The sequence below is a fragment of the Streptomyces sp. NPDC020681 genome (assembly GCF_044334895.1).
Taxonomy (GTDB): Bacteria; Actinomycetota; Actinomycetes; order Streptomycetales; family Streptomycetaceae; genus Streptomyces.
This window is the reverse complement of record NZ_JBIRTX010000003.1, coordinates 128,220-145,816: the sequence shown is the minus strand read 5'-3', so window position 1 is coordinate 145,816 and position 17,597 is coordinate 128,220. Positions and strand designations below refer to the sequence as shown.

Sequence of the window (17,597 nt, the reverse complement as noted above, 5' to 3'; positions counted from 1 at the left end):
GGGGTCACGTGGCGGCCAGCCGGTCGATCGCGGCCATCGGGACCGGCAGCCAGTCGGGCCGGTGCCGGGCCTCGTACACGACCTCGTACACGGCCTTGTCCGTCTCGTACGCGCGCAGCAGTTCGGGCTCGGTGCGCGGATCGGCGCCGCCCGCCTCGGCATAGCCCTCGCAGTACGCCGTCCTGCAGTGCTCGGCCCAGGACGGGTTCCAGGGGCGGTGGGTGCGGGCCGCGTAGTCGAAGGAGCGGAGCATGCCGGCGACGTCTATCACCGGCGGCTGCGGCCTGCGGCGGTCGGCGAGCGGGCGGGCCGGCTCGCCCTCGAAGTCGATGACCGACCAGTGGCCGTCCGCGTGCCGGCCGCCGCCGCGCAGCGTCTGGCCGAGATGGAGATCGCCGTGCACGCGCTGGGCCCGCCAGACGCGTCCGCTGCGGCCGAGCGCGGCGAGCGCGTCGAAGGCGGTGCGCAGCCGGGGCGCGTACGGCAGCAGCGCGGGCACGGACTGCGCGGCCGCCTCCAGGCGCTGCGTCATCGCCGCCGCCAGTATTTCCGTCTGCGGCCGGCGCAGCATCACCGTCGGCAGCTCGTCCGCCAGCGCCGTGTGCACCTCGGCGGTGACCCGGCCTAGCGCGCGGGCCTCGTCGGTGAAGGTCCGGCCGCGGGCCAGCGCGTCCAGCGCGAGCAGCCAGCCGTCCTGCGAGCCGCGCAGGAACAGCTGGAGCACACCGAGGGTGTACGGCTCCGGCTCACTGGACTCGTACCAGGCGACCGGCGCGGGCACCCGGCCGCAACCGGCGCGGGCCAGTGCGAGCGGCAGTTCCAGATCGGGGTTGGGGCCCGGCTGGACCCGGCGGAAGACCTTGAGGATGTACGCATCGCCGTAGACCAGCGACGAGTTGGACTGCTCGGCCTCCAGCGGCCGCGCGACGAGCGCGCCGCCCAGCGCCGGGGCCTTGTCGAACCGGTCGAAACGCAGCGGCCCGAGCGAGCCCGGCGTACGCAGCCGCTCCAGGATCAGCTCGGCCAGCCGCGGATCGAGCAGTCCCTCGTACACCGTCCGCCCGGCCAGCGGGCCCTCGGCGGGACGCCCGATCAGTGCTGGCGCGAGATGCGGCGGCAGCGTCTCGCGTACGCCGAGCAGCAGTTGATAGCAGTCCTGCGAGGAGCCGGCCGCAAGTCCGGGCTGCTGGACGCGCACCAGCAGATGGAGCAGGCCCGGGCCCGTGCCGTCCAGCGGCAGCAGCTCGCTGGCCGCGACGAGCGAGAAACCCGTGACGGGATGGCCCTTGCCGGCGAACCAGCGCTGCCGTGGCAGCCAATGGTGCAGCAGTGGCGCGAGTGACGGGAGGAGAGCGACGGGAGTCCGGGTGGATGCAGCCTCCGACATGGCATCGCGTCCTTTCCCCGAGATGCACTCCAATGGCGCTGTATGCGCAGAGTGTCCCGGATTACAGCAGTGGCTGTCCGGCGGCGCGCGGGGATGAGGGGGAGACTGCCCGGTGCGGGGCGGTGGAAACCGCCCCGCGGGAGGTACGTCTCGTCACCTGTGGAACAGCGGGCGCCTCAGGAGGCAGGGCCTTCCTTTCTGATGCGGAACCAGTAGAAGCCGTGGCCCGCGAGAGTCAACAGGTAGGGCCACTGTCCGATGGCGGGAAAGCGCACCCCGCCGATCAGCTCGACCGGATGCCGTCCGCTGTACTCGCGCAGATCGAGCTCGGTGGGCTGCGCGAAACGCGAGAAGTTGTGCACGCAGAGCACGAGATCGTCCTTGTACTCGCGGGTGAAGGCGAGCACCGCCGGGTTCGACGAGGCCAGTTCGGTGTACGAGCCGAGCCCGAAGGCCCGGTTCTGCTTGCGGATCTCGATCATCCGCCGGGTCCAGTGCAGCAGCGAGGACGGCGAGGCCATCGCCGCCTCGACATTGGTGACCTGGTAGCCGTAGACCGGATCCATGATGGTGGGCAGATAGAGCCGGCCCGGGTCGCAGGACGAGAAGCCCGCGTTCCGGTCGGGCGTCCACTGCATCGGCGTCCGCACGGCGTCCCGGTCACCGAGCCAGATGTTGTCGCCCATCCCGATCTCGTCGCCGTAGTACAGGATCGGCGATCCCGGCAGCGACAGCAGCAGCGCGGTGAACAGCTCGATCTGATTGCGGTCGTTGTCCAGCAGCGGCGCGAGCCGGCGGCGGATGCCGATGTTGGCGCGCATCCGCGGGTCCTTGGCGTACTCCGCGTACATGTAGTCGCGCTCTTCGTCCGTGACCATCTCGAGCGTGAGCTCGTCGTGGTTGCGCAGGAAGATGCCCCACTGGCAGTTCTGCGGGATCGCCGGGGTCTTGGACAGGATTTCCGAGACCGGGTAGCGGGATTCGCGCCGTACGGCCATGAAGATCCGTGGCATCACCGGGAAATGGAACGCCATGTGGCACTCGTCGCCGCCGGCCGTGAAGTCGCCGAAGTAGTCGACGACGTCCTCCGGCCACTGGTTGGCCTCGGCGAGCAGCACGGTGTCCGGGTAGTGCGCGTCGATCACCTTGCGCACATGCCTGAGGAAGGAATGGGTCTCCGGGAGGTTCTCGCAGTTGGTGGACTCCCGCTGGTACAGATACGGCACGGCGTCGAGCCGGAAGCCGTCGATGCCCAGGTCCAGCCAGAAGCGCAGCGCGGAGATGATCTCCTCCTGCACCGCCGGGTTCTCGTAGTTGAGATCGGGCTGGTGCGAGAAGAACCGGTGCCAGTAGTACTGCTTGCGCACCGGGTCGAAGGTCCAGTTGGACGTCTCGGTGTCGACGAAGATGATCCGGGCGTCCTGGAACTGCTTGTCGTCGTCGGCCCAGACGTAGTAGTCGCCGTAGGGCCCCTCAGGGTCGCTGCGGGACTCCTGGAACCACGGGTGCTGATCGCTGGTGTGGTTCATGACGAAGTCGATGATGACGCGCATCCCGCGCTGGTGCGCCGCGTCCACGAACTCCACGAAGTCGGCGAGGTCGCCGAACTCGGGGAGTACCGCGGTGTAGTCGGAGACGTCGTAACCGCCGTCGCGCAGCGGGGACTTGAAGAACGGCGGCAGCCAGAGGCAGTCGACGCCGAGCCACTGCAGATAGTCCAGTTTGGCGGTGATGCCCTTGAGGTCGCCGATGCCGTCGCCGTTGCTGTCCTGGAAGGACCGCACCAGGACTTCGTAGAAGACGGCCCGCTTGAACCAGTCGGGATCGCGGTCCTTGGCGGGGGTGTCCTCGAACAGGTCGTGGACGGGCTCATTGACGATCATGATGTGGGTGACCCTCCGGTCGGCGGGGACGGTCGCAGAACGACGATGTGCGCGGGCGTGACGCCCGGCTCTAGGCGCACATAGGTGGATCTGCCCCAGTGATAGGTCTCGCCGGTGAGCTCGTCGCGCACCGGTACGGTCTCGTGCCAGTCGAGGCCGAGTTGCGGCATGTCCAACGAGACCGTTGCCTCCTGGGTGTGGTGGGGGTCGAGGTTGGCAATCACGATCACGGTGTCGCCGGTGTTCGAACCGGAAGCGCCTTTCGCGGACTTCGAGTACGCGATCACCTGGTCGTTGTCGACCGGGTGGAAGTGGATGTCGCGCAGCTGCTGAAGCGCCGGATGGCGGCGGCGGATCCGGTTGAGCGAGGTGATCAACGGGGCGATGGTCCGGCCCTCCCGTTCCGCCGACTCCCAGTCGCGCGGGCGCAGTTGGTACTTCTCCGAGTTCAGATACTCCTCGCTACCGTCCCGTAGCGGAGCGTTCTCGCACAACTCGTAACCCGCGTACACACCCCAGGAGGGCGCCATCGTCGCGGCGAGCACCGCACGCACCTCGAACGCCGGCCGGCCGCCGCCCTGGAGATAGGCGTGCAGGATGTCGGGCGTGTTCACAAAGAAGTTGGGACGCATGTACGAAGCGGCCTCGCCGGACAGCTCGGTGAGGTACTCGGTCAGCTCCTGTTTCGTGTTGCGCCAGGTGAAGTAGGTGTACGACTGCTGGAAACCGATGGCGGCCAGCGTGTGCATCATCGCCGGGCGGGTGAACGCCTCCGCCAGGAAGATCACATCCGGGTGGGTGCGGTTGATGTCCGCGATCACCTTCTCCCAGAACACGACCGGCTTGGTGTGCGGATTGTCGACGCGGAAGATCCGTACGCCGTGGTCCATCCAGAAGCGCAGCACCCGCAGCGTCTCGTGGACCAGGCCGCGCATGTCCTTGTCGAAGGCGATCGGGTAGATGTCCTGGTACTTCTTCGGCGGGTTCTCGGCGTAGGCGATCGAGCCGTCGGCGCGGTGGTGGAACCACTCCGGGTGTTCCTTGACCCAGGGATGGTCCGGCGAGCACTGGAGCGCGAAATCGAGCGCGACCTCCATGCGCAGATCATGTGCCGTGCGGACGAAGTGGTCGAAGTCGTCGAAGGTGCCGAGATCCGGGTGGAGCGCGTCGTGGCCGCCGTCGGGGGAGCCGATGGCCCAGGGGACGCCGACGTCGTCGGCGCCGGGGGACAGGGTGTTGTTCGGGCCCTTGCGGAAGGTGCTGCCGATGGGGTGGACCGGCGGCAGATAGACGACGTCGAAGCCCATCGCGGCGACGGCGGGCAGCCGCTCGGCCGCGGTGCGGAAGGTGCCGGAGACGGGCGGGGCGCCCTCGGTGACCACGGCGCCCTCGGAGCGCGGGAACAGCTCGTACCAGGAGCCGAACAGGGCGCGCCGGCGCTCGACGAGCAGCGGCAACGGAGCTGAGGACGTGACCAGTTCACGCAGCGGATGACGGGCGAGCGCGGCCTTGGCGTCGGGCGCGAACGCAGCGGCGAGCCGGGCCGCGGAGGACCGTGACGTGTCGCGCAGCGCGTCGACCGCGGCGAGCACCGCCTCCCGGCCGTCGCGCTTGGGCACGCCGGCGGCGGCCCGCTCGTACAGCTCGGCGCCTTCCGCCAGCACCAGCGCGGTGTCGATGCCGGCCGGGATCTTGATCTGGGCCGCGTGCCGCCAGGTGGCGACCGGATCGCTCCAGGCCTCGACGGAGTACGTCCAGCGGCCCTCGGCGTCCGGAGTGATCTCGGCACCCCAGCGGTCGGTGCCGGGCGCGAGCTCGCGCATCGGGGTCCAGGGGCCCGGCTGCCCGCTGGGATCGAGCAGCACGACATTTGCGGCGACCGCGTCATGGCCCTCGCGGAAGACAGTGGCGCTGACCTGGAAGGTCTCACCGGCGACTGCTTTTGCGGGCCTTCTCCCGCAGTCGACTTGGGGACGGACGTCCAGGACGGGAATACGGCCGATCAACGGGTTCACGTCATCACCTGAGAGCTGTGCGGGCTGGGCAGGCTGAGCGGATTGTGCATTTATGCGGAGTTTGCTGGTTCTTTGTAGCTGCTCAGTCGACGACTGGCGGGCTCCGGGCATGGGCGCTCCTGTCCGCGTTCACTCGGGTGGCGGATGGAATGCTGAGAGGGGTGCGGTCGCGCATGTACCGGGTGAGCCTTCCCACGGGGGTCGGGTGGGCAATCCGGTGGTTTGTTAACTACTAGGACGTGGGTGGCTGCACAAGAGAATGGACGGGCTCCTTGGAGCCCGTCCGTTGACTGACGAGAGGTCAGGGCGAAGCCCCCGGCTGCCGGCGTTACACGCCCCAGCTCGGCTCGCGGGGAATCGTCATGCCGGCTCTCCCGTCCACAGCTGCCACGGCTGCCGTGTCACCCACTCGTCCACCGGCGCGGGCTTCACCGAGAGCGCCGCCGCCGTCGCGCCGTTGTCGCCCGACATCAGGTCCGGCTCGATGCCGCTCGCCATGTAGTGGTAGATCCCGGCCACGCCGGAGGCCGACTCGTGGCCGAGGATCTGCGCCAGGCCCTGCTCGAAGACGGTCGGTTCGATCGGCACATAGCGGATGTCACGGCCGAGGCCCTGCCCGAAGGCCGTCGCCAGTTCCGGGCCCGTCAGGGTCCTGGAGCCGCCGATGTCGAAGGCGCGGCCCGCGATGCCGTCCACGGTGAGCGCCGCGTGGACCGCCTCCGCGAGGTCGCGGTGCGAGATCCAGGCGGTCGGCGTGTTGGCGGGCAGCGGATAGGCGAGCACGCCGTCGTTGACGAGCGCCGGGCCGTTCCAGGGGCTGAAGAGGTTGTCCAGATAGACCGGCGGCCGTACGACGACGACCTCCACCTCGCTCTGCGACAGCGATTCGCGGAACACCGTCTCGGCGAGCCGGCGGGTCTCGAAGGCCACGACGTTCGTCGTCCGGTCCGGGATGCGCGTGTTCGTGTTGTAGACCAGCCGCCGCAGGCCTGCCTCGCGGGCCGCCTTCGCGATGTGCTGTGCGTACCGCATGACCTTCTCGGCCTGGTACACCAGCGGGATCGCGACCGCCGCGTGCGTCGCCCCTTCGAAGAGCTGGCGCACGTCCTCGTACCGGCCGAGGTCGCCGCCCGCGACGGAGATGCCGGGCAGCTCCGGCCGGTCCGCCTCCGGCCTGCGGCTCAATGTGCGGACTCTGTGATTCCGCTCCGCCAGGAGCCGGGCTGTCGCACCACCTTGGAAGCCGGTCGCCCCCACGACCGCTACGCGCATCGGCATGTGATCGGACATGAGTCTGAAGAGCCCTTCGATAGGGTGTGGCTGCTGCTGTGAAACGGCTCTTCCAGGCTCGCCTCGGCGAGTTAGGCCGATCAATTAACAAACCGGGGCGGGGGTTGAAGGATCGTCCAATGGAATCCGCAGACACCGAAGGCGACGACCTCCTCAGTGAGCTGCTCAAACCCCTGCGTCTGACCGGGGTCTTCGACAGCCGTTGGCATGTCAACGCGCCATGGGCCATCGAGGGCGACGCGGAACAGAGCTGCGCCGTCCTGCACTACATCACCGAAGGCGGCTGCTGGATCACGGCCGACGGCCAGACCGCGCTCGAACTGCGCACCGGCGACCTCGCGTTGTTCCCGACCGGCACCGCGCACCGGCTCTCCGACCGGCCGGAGCGGCGCGGTCTGGCGCTCGGCACCGTGCTGCCCGAGCGGCAGCCGGGCACCTCCGGCGAACTCAGGATCGAGGGCGACGGCCCGCGCAGCAGGCTGCTGTGCGCGGGACTGCACTACGACGAGTCCGCGGCCAGCGGTCTGTACAAGGCGCTGCCGTGGGCGCTGGTGCTCGACCGCACCCAGGTCGACCAGGAGCCGCTGCTGCGCGACACGTTGCGGCTGCTCGCCGCCACCGACCGTCCGGTGGGCCCCGGCGACCGTCTTGTCACCCTGCGCGCCTTCGAGATGGCGCTGGTGCTGGCGATGCGGCCGCTGCTGCGCGAACTCGCGGACAACCCCTCCTCGCTGCCCGTCCTGCGCCATCCCGGCATCAGCAAGGCGATGGTGATCATCGCGACGCGGTTCGCCGAGCCCTGGACCATCGACTCGCTCGCCCGCGAGGTCGGCATGTCGCGGTCGGCCTTCACCGCCGCCTTCCGAGAGCTGGTCGGCGAGGCCCCGGCCCGTCATCTGACCGGCCGCCGGATGCAGGAGGCGGCCCGGCTGCTGGCCGAAACCACACTGCCGCAGTCCGCTGTGCCGCAGCGCGTCGGCTACCAGAGCACCGTGGGTTTCCACCTCGCCTTCCGTAAGTGGTACGGAATGACGCCCGGCGAGTACCGCACAGGGAGCCCCTCAGCTGCATGACTGGCCGGTTCTTAATGACCGCTGGACGGTCGTTCATTGCCCAGTTCCCCGGCTGAGGACAGGCTCGGCTGAGTCGGGGGACGTTCCGTTTGAGGAGACACGTTGACCAGGTCTGGCCGGGAATACCTCGAATCCCTGCGCGACGGCCGTGAGGTGTGGCTCGACGGTGAGCGTGTGAAGGACGTCACCAGCCACGCCGCGTTCCGCAACACCGCCGGTTCCATCGCACATCTCTACGACCTGGCGCACGACTCCGAGCACAGCGGAACGCTCATTTTTGACGGCATTCACCGCGCGTATACCGTGCCCCGCACCCAGCAGGACCTGATCGACCGGCGCACCGCGTACAAGGTGTGGGCCGAGGCGAGTTACGGCTTCCTGGGCCGTACGCCCGACTACATGGCGGGCGGTGCGGCCGGATTCGCCGCGATGCCACAGGTGTTCACCACCGACGGGTTCGACGGCGCGCCCCATGCGCTCGCCTACCACCGGCGGCTCGCCGACGGCGATCTGTACAGCGCGTTCACCATCAGCAACCCGCACTCCGGCGACGGCGACGACGACCTGGTGGTGCGGGTCGTCGCGGAGCGGGACGGCGGAATCGTGGTGCGCGGCGCGAAGATGATCGGCACGGGTGCGGTCTTCGCCGACGAGGTGATCGTCGGCACCATCGAGCCGCTGGCGCCGGAGGACGTCGACCACGCGCTGTGCTTCTCGATACCGGTCGACACGGCCGGGCTGACGTTCGTCTCACGCACCTCGTACGAGGCGAACGCGCGAGGCGTCTTCGACAATCCGCTCTCCTCGCGGTTCGACGAGAACGACTCGCTGCTCGTCTGCGAGGACGTGTTCGTGCCGTGGGAGCGGGTGCTGACGTACCGGAACGTGGAAGCCACCGCCGCGATGTGGTGGCAGACGCCCGCCTATCTCAACTTCGTCCACCAGGCGGCCACCCGCTTCTGGACGAAGCTCGAATTCCTCACCGGGATCGCCATCCTGCTGACCCGCACCGCGGGGACGGACCGGCTGCCGGCCGTCACACAGTCGGTCGGCCGGCTGCTCGGCATGGTCGCCCAGGCCAAGGCCTTCGTCCTGGCCGCCGAGGCCTCGTGCGAGCCGGTCGACGGCGGCCGCGGCGGGGTCGCGCCGGGCCGTGAGATCTCCTTCGCGCAGCGCATCATGGCCGGTGAGCTCTACCCGCGTGCGGTGCAGGAGATCAAGCAGCTCGCGGGCAGCTCGATCATCCAACTCCCGGCCTCGGCCGAGGACCTGCTCCATCCGGAGCTGGGCCCGGTCGTGTCGAAGTACCTCAAGGCGCCCGGCACCACCGCCGAGGACCGGATCAAGCTGCTCAAACTGGCCTGGGACGCGCTGGGTTCGGAGTTCGCCGGCCGTCACGAGCAGTACGAGCGCTTCTACCACGGCGCACCGCACGTGGGCCTGACGATGCAGACGTGGGCGGGCGGCGCGGCCGGCTGCGAGCGGCTGGCCCAGGCCTGTCTGGACGGCTACGAGCTTCGGGCCGGCCGGTGACGTCGGCCGACGGGAACGCCGCGCCCGAGCCCGACGGGAATTCCTCGCCCGCGCCCGATGGGAACGCCGCGCCCGACAAGGCGCCGAGCCGTACCGCCGCGCTCGTGCTGCTCGCCTCCACCCAGCTGCTGCTGATCATGGACACCGCGATCATCAATGTCGCGCTGCCGTCCGTCGGCGACGACCTCGGGTCCGGGTCCGCCGGGCTGTCCTGGGTGGCCAACGCGTATCTGATCACCTTCGGCGGGCTGTTGCTGCTCGGCGGCCGCACCGCAGATCTGCTCGGACACCGCGCGCTCTATCTCGGCGGACTCGGGGTGCTCGCCGCCGCATCCGCGGGAGGCGGACTCGCGCAGAACGCGGGCGCGCTGGTCGCCGCGCGGGCGGCTCAGGGTGTCGGAGCCGCGCTGGCCGCCGCCGCTGCCTTCGCGTTGCTGCTGCATCTGTTTCCCGACGGGCCCGGACGGCACAAGGCGCTCGGCGCGTTCGCCGCGATGGGCGGACTCGGTGGCGTGCTCGGCACGGTGCTCGGCGGCGTACTCACCGATCTGCTCGGCTGGCGGTCCACGTTCTGGCTCAATGTGCTGGTCGCCCTGGTGCTCGGCGGCGCGGCGCTGCGGTTGCTGAACCGCGGCGGCCGCAGCGCCGTACGCGGCTTCGACATCGGCGGCGCGCTCACCGCCACCGGCGGCCTCGGGCTCCTCGCGTACGCCCTCGTCGGCGCGGGTGAGGCGGGCTGGACCGGCACGCGTACGCTCGCCGCGGGCGGCGCGGGACTCCTGCTGCTCGCCGCCTTCGCCGTCATCGAGTCGAGGGTCGCGCATCCGCTCGTGCCGCCCGCCGCGCTGAAACGTTCCGCACAACGCGACGCCAATGTCCTCAGCGCGCTTGCCCAGATGGCGCTGTTCCCGATGTTCTTCCTGGTCAGCCTCTATCTGCAGAGCGTGCTCGAGCAGTCTGCGCTGACCGGCGGTCTCGGTCTGCTGCCGCTGTCTCTGGTCGTTGTCGCCGTCGCCCCGCACACGGGCCGGGTCATCGCCCGGCTCGGACTGCGCCGTGCCATGACACTCGGCTTCGGGCTGCTCTTCGCCGGCCTGGTCTGGCTGGCGCTCGCGCTCGCTCCCGACGGCACGTTCTTCACCACCGTCCTCGCGCCGAGCCTGGTCATCGGAGTGGCCCTGCCGCTGGTCATGGTCACCACGAACGTGGCCGCCACCGCCGAGGCAACGCCGGAGGAGACCGGTCTCGCCTCCGGACTCATCAACACGAGCCAGCAGTTCGGCTCCGTACTCGGGCTCGCCCTCCTCGTCGCCGTGGCGACCGCCGGAACCCCGGCCGGAGCGGGCGCCGAGACGGCGGGCTTCCGCTCGGCGCTGCTCGTCGGCGCCGCCTTCGCCGCCCTGGCAGCGCTGCTCTCCGGGCGCCTGCGGCAGCCCGTTCCGGCGACGGCGAAGGCGCCGCCGCGCCGGGACCGCGTCGGCGGCGCGGTGGAGTGAGACCGTGTGCGGCGGCGTGTGCGCACGCATGCGGCTGTGGCGCCCGTTGACCGCGTGGCGCGCACAACTGCGCATCCCACCTGTTGAATTGACGTTGCCCGAGGGGGATCCTCCGTTGTCGCTGTACCAATTGGTCGCGCCCGGACTCGAGCTGCGCGGTGAGGAACCGCGCTACCGGATAGCCGAGATACGCGCGGCCGATCCGCTCGGGGCCGACGCCGTGCTCGCCGCGGTGCCCGCCATGAACGCCGACGCCGACGTGGCCGCGCTCACCGTGGCCCTGCGCACCCTGGTGCCCGAACCCGACCTGGTCGCCGCGCTCTCCGTCACCGACGCGCTCGCCGCCATGCGCGATCTCGGCATCCTCCTCGGCTCGCTCAAGCGGCACGGCATCCAGCCCGTCGCCGCCGTGCCGGAAATCCTGCCGGTGCTGGAGGAGCTGGGCCGGCGCACCGACATGGTGCCGCGCGACACCGTGCACCACTACACGACCTGGAACCCGCTCGGCCGCCGGCAGCGCATGTACACCGGCGACACCATGGAGGCGAACCTCCAGGACGCGGTCCGGATGGTCTTCCCCAGCCTGGTCGCCTCGCTCGACACCTGCGCGGAGCTCGCCCGCCTCGAACCGTACGAACCCGGCTTCGCGCTCGCGCTCGACCGCACCGCGCAGCACGTCCAGTCCATGGTCGACTCCATCGACTTCACCGTCGAGAACGTCTCGCCGGTCTTCTTCGCCCAGCAGATGCGCTCCTACTTCGAGGAGATCGACGTCGCCGGCGTGGACTACCTCGGCCCGGCCGCCGCCCAGGTGCCGCTCTGGCTGGTCGATCTGACGCTGTGGCAGAGCGACCGCAGCAACCCCGCGTACGACGCCTTCCTCGAGGACTCGGTGCAGTACAGCCTCCCGTCCTGGCGCGACCACTTCGCCGCGCACCGGGGCGGCACCTCCGCCGTCTCCAAGCTGTCCGCCGCCATCAGCTGGGAGGCGGCCGACCGGCTGCCGCCGCAGCTCGCCGCCTCCGCCGCCTCGCTCGCCCACGTGCTGCGGATTCTCAAGACCTTCCGGGCCCGGCACATCACCATCGCGCGCAAGGCGTACAGCGAGGAGGTGCGGCAGTACGAGATGGGCAGCGGCGGGGCGCCGATCGCACTGCTGCGCTCGGTGCTCGACCTGACCCGGGACAACGAGACCCTGGTGCGCCGGTCCGTCGAGCCGCCGCGGTCACCCGCCGCCCGACCGCCAAAGCCCTGACTGTCCGCCCGAAACTGCCCACCCGAACGTCCGAGTCGCCCGACCGTCCGAGGAGAGCCGACCCCCATGACCCACTTCATGATCGCCGGTGGCGGAATCGCCGGACTCAGCGCGGCGCTCGCCCTGCACACCGCAGGATTCCGGCGGATCACCGTCGTCGAGACGGTCCGCGAGATCCAGTCGGTCGGCGCCGGGCTGAACATCATGCCCAACGCGGTGCGCGAACTGGACGCGCTCGGACTGCTCGACCGGCTCGAACAGCGCGCCGTGCTCACCCGCGAGCTGCGCTACTACCACCGCAGCGGCTCGCTCATCTCCCGCGAGCCGCGCGGACTCGGCGCCGGATACCACTGGCCGCAGCTGTCCATCCAGCGCGGCGAGCTCCAGCTCGCACTCGCCGACGCGGTACGCGAACGGCTCGGCCCCTCCGCCCTGGTGGCCGGCGTCAGGGTCACCGGCGTCGAAGCCTTGCCGGACGGCCGTCCGCGCGTCCAGCTCGAGCACCGCTGCGGCGCACAGCGCGGCAGCGCCTCGCTCGAACCGGACGTCCTCATCGGCGCCGACGGCATACGCTCCGCGGTCCGCGCCTCGCTCAACCCGGACGAGGGCGACCCGCCGTGGAACGGCATCCTCGTGTGGCGCGGCGTCTCCCGCATGCCCGCCGACCGGATCGGCACCTTCATGTTCATCGCGGGCGACGACCGGCAGCGCGCGGTGGTCTATCCGATGACCGAACCCGATCCGGTCACCGGCGACGTGCTGGTCAACTGGGCGCTCGCGGCTCCCGCCGAGGCCGTCGACGACACCGCGCGCGGCGACTGGAACCGGCCCGTGCCCATCCACCGGTTTCTGCACCACTACAAGGGCTGGGAGTTCGACGGCGTCAGCGTCGAGGAGGTGCTGCTGGCGTCCGACGGCGCGTTCGAGTACCCGATGGTCGACCGCGAGCCCCTGGAGCGCTGGTCCTGCGGCCGTACGACGCTGATCGGCGACGCCGCGCACGCGATGTACCCGATCGGCTCCAACGGCGCGACCCAGTCCATCGTCGACGGCCGCGCCCTCGCCCACGCCCTGGCCCTGCACACCGACCCGGTCACCGCGCTCGCCGCGTACGAGGCCGAACGCAGACCGCCGATGTCCGAACTCCAGCGGGCCAACCGGCAGCTCGGCCCCGAGGTCGTCATCAACATCGCCCACGAGCGGGCGCCAAACGGCTTCACCGACATCGAGCAGGTCATCCCGCGCGACGAGCGCGCCGAGATAGCGGCCCGGTACGCCGCCGCCGGAGCCTTCGACCCCGAGACCGTGAACCAGGGCTCGCCCTACGGCCTGGCGGTGCGCTCCGCCCGCTGAATGCACCCTGATGCCTCGGCGCATCCACGCCGCACGGCCGCGCGCCGTGGTTGTGAAGGGCGCCGTGCCACTAACGTCGTGGGTGACGGAGAGACGCACACCGTCGTGCGTCCCCTCGGATGCGTATCTCCCCTGCGAAGGTGGAACCCGTGAAGGCCATTCGTCGATTCACCGTCCGCCCCGTCCTCCCCGAACCGCTCAGACCGCTCAGCGACCTCGCGCGCAATCTGCGCTGGTCCTGGCACACCGAGACCCGTGACCTCTTCCAGGCCGTCGACCCCGAGGGGTGGCAGGCGGTCGGAGGCGACCCCGTGCGGCTGCTCGGCTCCGTGTCCGCCAGGCGGCTGGCGGAGCTGGCCGGAGACCGGCGCTTTCTGCGCCGGCTGGCCGCCGCCGCCGACGATCTGGACGACTATCTGCACGGCCGCAGGTGGTACCAGATCAACAGCGGCACCTTCGGCGACACCGGCCCCGACGGGCCGGAATTCCCCGACGCCGTGGCGTACTTCTCGCCCGAGTTCGGTGTCACAGCCGCCCTGCCGCAGTACTCCGGCGGGCTCGGCATCCTCGCCGGAGACCATCTCAAGGCAGCCAGCGACCTCGGCGTACCGCTGATCGGCGTCGGGCTGCTCTACCGCCACGGCTACTTCCGCCAGTCGCTGTCCCGCGACGGCTGGCAACTGGAGCACTATCCGGTGCTCGACCCGAACGAACTGCCGGTGAGCCTGGTCCGCGAGCACGACGGCACACCGGCCACCGTCTCGCTGGCCCTGCCCGGCGGCCGTCTGCTGCGCGCGCACATCTGGGTCGCGCAGGTCGGCCGGGTGCCGCTGCTGATGCTCGACTCCGACGTCGAGGAGAACGGCCCCGGCGAGCGCGATGTCACCGACCGGCTGTACGGCGGCGGCAGCGAGCACCGGCTGCTCCAGGAGATGTTGCTGGGCATCGGCGGAGTCCGTGCCGTACGGGCGTACTGCAGGCTCACCGGGCACGCCGAGCCCGAGGTGTTCCACACCAACGAGGGACACGCCGGCTTCCTCGGCCTGGAGCGCATCCGCGAGCTGGGGGAGTCTCCCGAACGCGGTGGCCAGGGCCTGGACTTCGACGCCGCGCTGGAGGCGGTGCGGGCCGGGACCGTGTTCACCACGCACACACCGGTGCCCGCGGGCATCGACCGCTTCGACCGCGAACTGGTCGCCCGGCACTTCGGCGACCGGGGCGAGCTGCCCGGAGTCCCGGTCGAGAAGGTGCTCCAGCTCGGCATGGAGACCTATCCCGGCGGGGAGCCCAACCTGTTCAACATGGCGGTGATGGGGCTGCGGCTCGCGCAGCGCGCCAACGGCGTCTCCACGCTGCACGGAGCCGTCAGCCGCGGCATGTTCGCGGGTCTGTGGCCCGGCTTCGACGCCGAGGAGGTGCCGATCACCTCCGTGACCAACGGGGTGCACGCGCCGACCTGGGTGGCGCCGGAGGTGTTCCGGCTCGGCGCGCGCCAGATCGGCGCCAGTCGCGCCGAGGACGCCCTGTCCGTCGGCGGCTCCGAGCGCTGGGACGCCGTCGCGGACATTCCCGACGGCGACATCTGGGAGCTGCGCCGCGAACTGCGCGAGCAGCTGGTCATGGAGGTGCGCGAGCGGCTGCGCGCCTCCTGGCGGCAGCGCGGCGCCGGCGCGGCCGAACTGGGCTGGATCGACGGAGTGCTGGACCCCGACGTCCTCACCATCGGCTTCGCCCGCCGGGTGCCCTCGTACAAACGGCTCACGCTGATGCTGCGCGACCGCGACCGGCTGATGGAGCTGCTGCTCCATCCGACCAGGCCGGTCCAGATCGTCGTGGCGGGCAAGGCGCATCCCGCGGACGACGGCGGCAAACGTCTGGTGCAGGAGCTGGTGCGGTTCGCGGACGATCCGCGGGTGCGGCACCGCATCGTCTTCCTGCCCGACTACGGCATGGCGATGGCGCAGAAGCTCTACCCCGGCTGCGACGTCTGGCTGAACAATCCGCTGCGGCCGCTGGAGGCCTGCGGCACCAGCGGAATGAAGGCCGCGCTGAACGGCTGCCTCAATCTGTCGGTGCTGGACGGCTGGTGGGACGAGTGGTTCGAGCCGGACTTCGGCTGGGCGATCCCGACCGCCGACGGCTCGGCCACCGACGAGGACCGCCGCGACGAGCTGGAGGCCGGCGCGCTCTACGAGCTGATCGAGCGCCGGGTCGCGCCGCGCTTCTACGACCGGGGCGCGGGCGGACTCCCGCAGCGCTGGATCGAGATGGTCCGCCGCACGCTGACCACGCTCGGCCCGAAGGTGCTGGCCGGCCGCATGGTCCGGGAGTACGTGGAGCGGCTGTACGCACCGGCCGCCCAGGCCCACCGCTCGCTGGACCCGGACACCGCCCGCGAGCTGGCGTCCTGGAAGGCGCGGGTGCGGGTGGCCTGGCCGCGGGTGGCGGTCGACCATGTGGAGGCGGTGGAACAGACCACCGCTTCCACGGAGGCCGTTGCCGAACTGGGCTCCACGCTCGCGCTGCGGGTCCGCGTCGCGCTCGGCGAACTTCAGCCGGACGACGTGGAGGTGCAGGCGGTGGCGGGCCGGGTCGACTCCGACGACGCGATCGCCGACGCCCAGCCCTTCCCGCTGAAACCGGCGGGCGGACCCGACCTGGAGGGCCGCTGGGTGTACGAGGGCCCGCTCTCGCTCGACCGCACCGGCCCCTTCGGCTACACGGTCCGGGTGCTGCCCGCGCATCAACTGCTCGCGGCGAGCGCGGATCTCGGCCTGGTGGCGCTGCCGACGGAGTCGACAGGTGAAGGCGCGGGGGTTTTGATGCGCTAGCGCGCGGAGCACGCTGAGCACCGGCGGGTGCGGGCCAACAGCCCGCGCCCGCCTTGCTGTTGTCCTCCCGCTTTCCTCGCGGCCTTGTTCATGACTTGAAGTCAAGGCTTGACGTGCTCATGGGATGCACCTAACTTCCAGGTCCATACCAAGTTCACTCTCACGCCCAACGTTCATATGAGTGAACCTCGTTGGATGACCCCCACCCGGAAGGCAACCCCCATGCGTACCGGATCCACCACACACGCCCTGCGCAGACCAAAAATGCTCATGCTGGCGCTCGCCACCGTCCTGGCCTCAGCGCTCGCCGCAGTGCTGATATCCCCGGCCTCGGCCGCGAAGGACACGCCGCCGAATGACGCGCCTGCCAAGGCCCAACTCGCCGCCGCGCCCGCGACCTTCACCCACCCGGGCGTCCTCGTCAGCCGCCCGCAGCTCGACTTCGTCAAGGCCAAGGTCGCCGCCGGCGCCCAGCCCTGGAAGTCCGCCTACGACCAACTGCTCGGCAGCAAGTACGCCTCGCTCACCCGGACCGCCAAGCCGCGCGCGGTCGTCGAGTGCGGCTCGTACTCCAACCCCAACAACGGCTGCACCGACGAGCGCGAGGACGCGCTCGCCGCGTACGCACTCTCGCTGGCCTGGTACATCAGCGGCGACAGCCGTTACGCCACGAAGTCGATCCAGATCATGGACGCCTGGTCCGCGGTGATCAAGGACCACACCAACAGAAACGCGCCGCTGCAGACCGGCTGGGCCGGCTCCTCCTGGCCGCGGGCCGCCGAGATCGTCAAGCACACCTACAGCTCCTGGCCGAACTCCGGCCGTTTCGGCACGATGCTGCGCACGGTGTACCTCCCGGAGGTCATCAACGGCTCGCACTCCAACGGCAACTGGGAACTGAGCATGATGGAGGCGGCGATCGGCATCTCCGTCTTCATCGAGGACCGCGCCTCCTACGACAAGGCCGTCACCAAGTTCCGCGGCCGCGTCCCCGCGTACATCTACCTCACCACCGACGGGTCCCTGCCGAAGGCCGCGCCCGGCTCCGGCCTGGACACCCGTGACGAGATCGTCCGGTACTGGCAGGGCCAGACCACCTTCATGAACGGCCTCTCGCAGGAGACCTGCCGCGACCTCACCCACACCGGATACGGACTCTCCGCGATCTCCCACTTCGCCGAGACCACCCGCATCCAGGGCCAGGACCTCTACCCGGAGATCGCCGACCGGCTGCGGCACGCGCTCGGCCTGCACGCCAAGTACCAGCTCGGCGAGCCGGTCCCGGCCAACCTGTGCAACGGCAGCCTCAAGGACAAACTGGGCCCGGTCACCGAGGTCGGCTTCAACGCGCTGAACACGCGGATGGGCATCGGGATGACCAACACGCAGCGGCTGACCGAACAGCAGCGCCCGGCGGGCTCCAACAACCTGTTCGTCGGCTTCGAGACGCTGACGCACGCGAGCAACCCGAACTGACGCCG

11 protein-coding genes are annotated in these 17,597 nt (G+C 70.4%); 7 read left to right on the top strand and 4 right to left on the bottom strand.

The genetic code is table 11. The features are described from left to right. Positions 1 to 4: 4 nt before the first annotated feature. The 4 genes from ACH4YL_RS07780 to ACH4YL_RS07765 all read right to left on the bottom strand — a co-directional run bounded on the left by ACH4YL_RS07780 (position 5) and on the right by ACH4YL_RS07765 (position 6,575). Entirely contained in the window at positions 5 to 1,387 is a 1,383-nt protein-coding gene (locus ACH4YL_RS07780; protein WP_398505839.1) for a maltokinase, read from the bottom strand. A 176-nt stretch (positions 1,388 to 1,563) separates the two neighbouring features. Then, positions 1,564 to 3,270, bottom strand: coding sequence for a maltose alpha-D-glucosyltransferase (gene treS / locus ACH4YL_RS07775; RefSeq protein ID WP_398505837.1), 1,707 nt, complete (start codon positions 3,268 to 3,270; stop codon positions 1,564 to 1,566). After that, entirely contained in the window at positions 3,267 to 5,276 is a 2,010-nt protein-coding gene (locus tag ACH4YL_RS07770; RefSeq protein ID WP_398506615.1) for a maltotransferase domain-containing protein, read from the bottom strand. The genes treS and ACH4YL_RS07770 overlap by 4 nt, the downstream gene beginning before the upstream one ends. Positions 5,277 to 5,645: 369 nt before the next feature. Beyond that, positions 5,646 to 6,575, bottom strand: coding sequence for an SDR family oxidoreductase (locus ACH4YL_RS07765; RefSeq protein ID WP_398505835.1), 930 nt, complete (start codon positions 6,573 to 6,575; stop codon positions 5,646 to 5,648). A 119-nt stretch (positions 6,576 to 6,694) separates the two neighbouring features. Here ACH4YL_RS07765 and ACH4YL_RS07760 point away from each other — a divergent pair, with 119 nt between their 5' ends. The 7 genes from ACH4YL_RS07760 (at position 6,695) to ACH4YL_RS07730 (ending at position 17,592) form a co-directional block, all read left to right on the top strand. Next, positions 6,695 to 7,648, top strand: coding sequence for an AraC family transcriptional regulator (locus ACH4YL_RS07760; protein WP_398505833.1), 954 nt, complete (start codon positions 6,695 to 6,697; stop codon positions 7,646 to 7,648). Positions 7,649 to 7,750: 102 nt separating this feature from the next. Further along, on the top strand, positions 7,751 to 9,181 hold the full coding sequence (locus ACH4YL_RS07755; protein WP_398505831.1) for a 4-hydroxyphenylacetate 3-hydroxylase family protein: 1,431 nt from the start codon (positions 7,751 to 7,753) through the stop codon (positions 9,179 to 9,181). After that, entirely contained in the window at positions 9,178 to 10,677 is a 1,500-nt protein-coding gene (locus ACH4YL_RS07750; RefSeq protein WP_398505829.1) for an MFS transporter, read from the top strand. Before ACH4YL_RS07755 ends, ACH4YL_RS07750 begins: the two co-directional genes overlap by 4 nt. Before the next feature lie 115 nt (positions 10,678 to 10,792). Then, positions 10,793 to 11,932, top strand: coding sequence for a monodechloroaminopyrrolnitrin synthase PrnB family protein (locus ACH4YL_RS07745; RefSeq protein ID WP_398505827.1), 1,140 nt, complete (start codon positions 10,793 to 10,795; stop codon positions 11,930 to 11,932). A gap of 66 nt (positions 11,933 to 11,998) precedes the next feature. After that, the gene (locus tag ACH4YL_RS07740; RefSeq protein WP_398505825.1) at positions 11,999 to 13,285 is read left to right on the top strand and encodes an FAD-dependent monooxygenase; all 1,287 of its coding nucleotides are present in this window, start codon (positions 11,999 to 12,001) and stop codon (positions 13,283 to 13,285) included. A 149-nt stretch (positions 13,286 to 13,434) separates the two neighbouring features. Then, positions 13,435 to 16,116 (top strand): alpha-glucan family phosphorylase, encoded by a 2,682-nt coding sequence (gene glgP / locus ACH4YL_RS07735; protein ID WP_398505823.1) that lies wholly within the window; start codon positions 13,435 to 13,437, stop codon positions 16,114 to 16,116. A 222-nt stretch (positions 16,117 to 16,338) separates the two neighbouring features. Next, positions 16,339 to 17,592, top strand: coding sequence for an alginate lyase family protein (locus tag ACH4YL_RS07730; protein WP_398505821.1), 1,254 nt, complete (start codon positions 16,339 to 16,341; stop codon positions 17,590 to 17,592). Positions 17,593 to 17,597: the final 5 nt, after the last annotated feature.

Excerpts from the sequence above, each read along its gene's own strand:
- ACH4YL_RS07780 (WP_398505839.1), bottom strand. The coding sequence starts at position 1,387 with ATGTCGGAGGCTGCATCCACCCGGACTCCCGTCGCTCTCCTCCCGTCA.
- treS (WP_398505837.1), bottom strand. The coding sequence starts at position 3,270 with ATGATCGTCAATGAGCCCGTCCACGACCTGTTCGAGGACACCCCCGCC.
- ACH4YL_RS07765 (WP_398505835.1), bottom strand. The coding sequence starts at position 6,575 with ATGTCCGATCACATGCCGATGCGCGTAGCGGTCGTGGGGGCGACCGGC.
- ACH4YL_RS07760 (WP_398505833.1), top strand. The coding sequence starts at position 6,695 with ATGGAATCCGCAGACACCGAAGGCGACGACCTCCTCAGTGAGCTGCTC.
- ACH4YL_RS07740 (WP_398505825.1), top strand. The coding sequence starts at position 11,999 with ATGACCCACTTCATGATCGCCGGTGGCGGAATCGCCGGACTCAGCGCG.
- ACH4YL_RS07730 (WP_398505821.1), top strand. The coding sequence starts at position 16,339 with ATGCGTACCGGATCCACCACACACGCCCTGCGCAGACCAAAAATGCTC.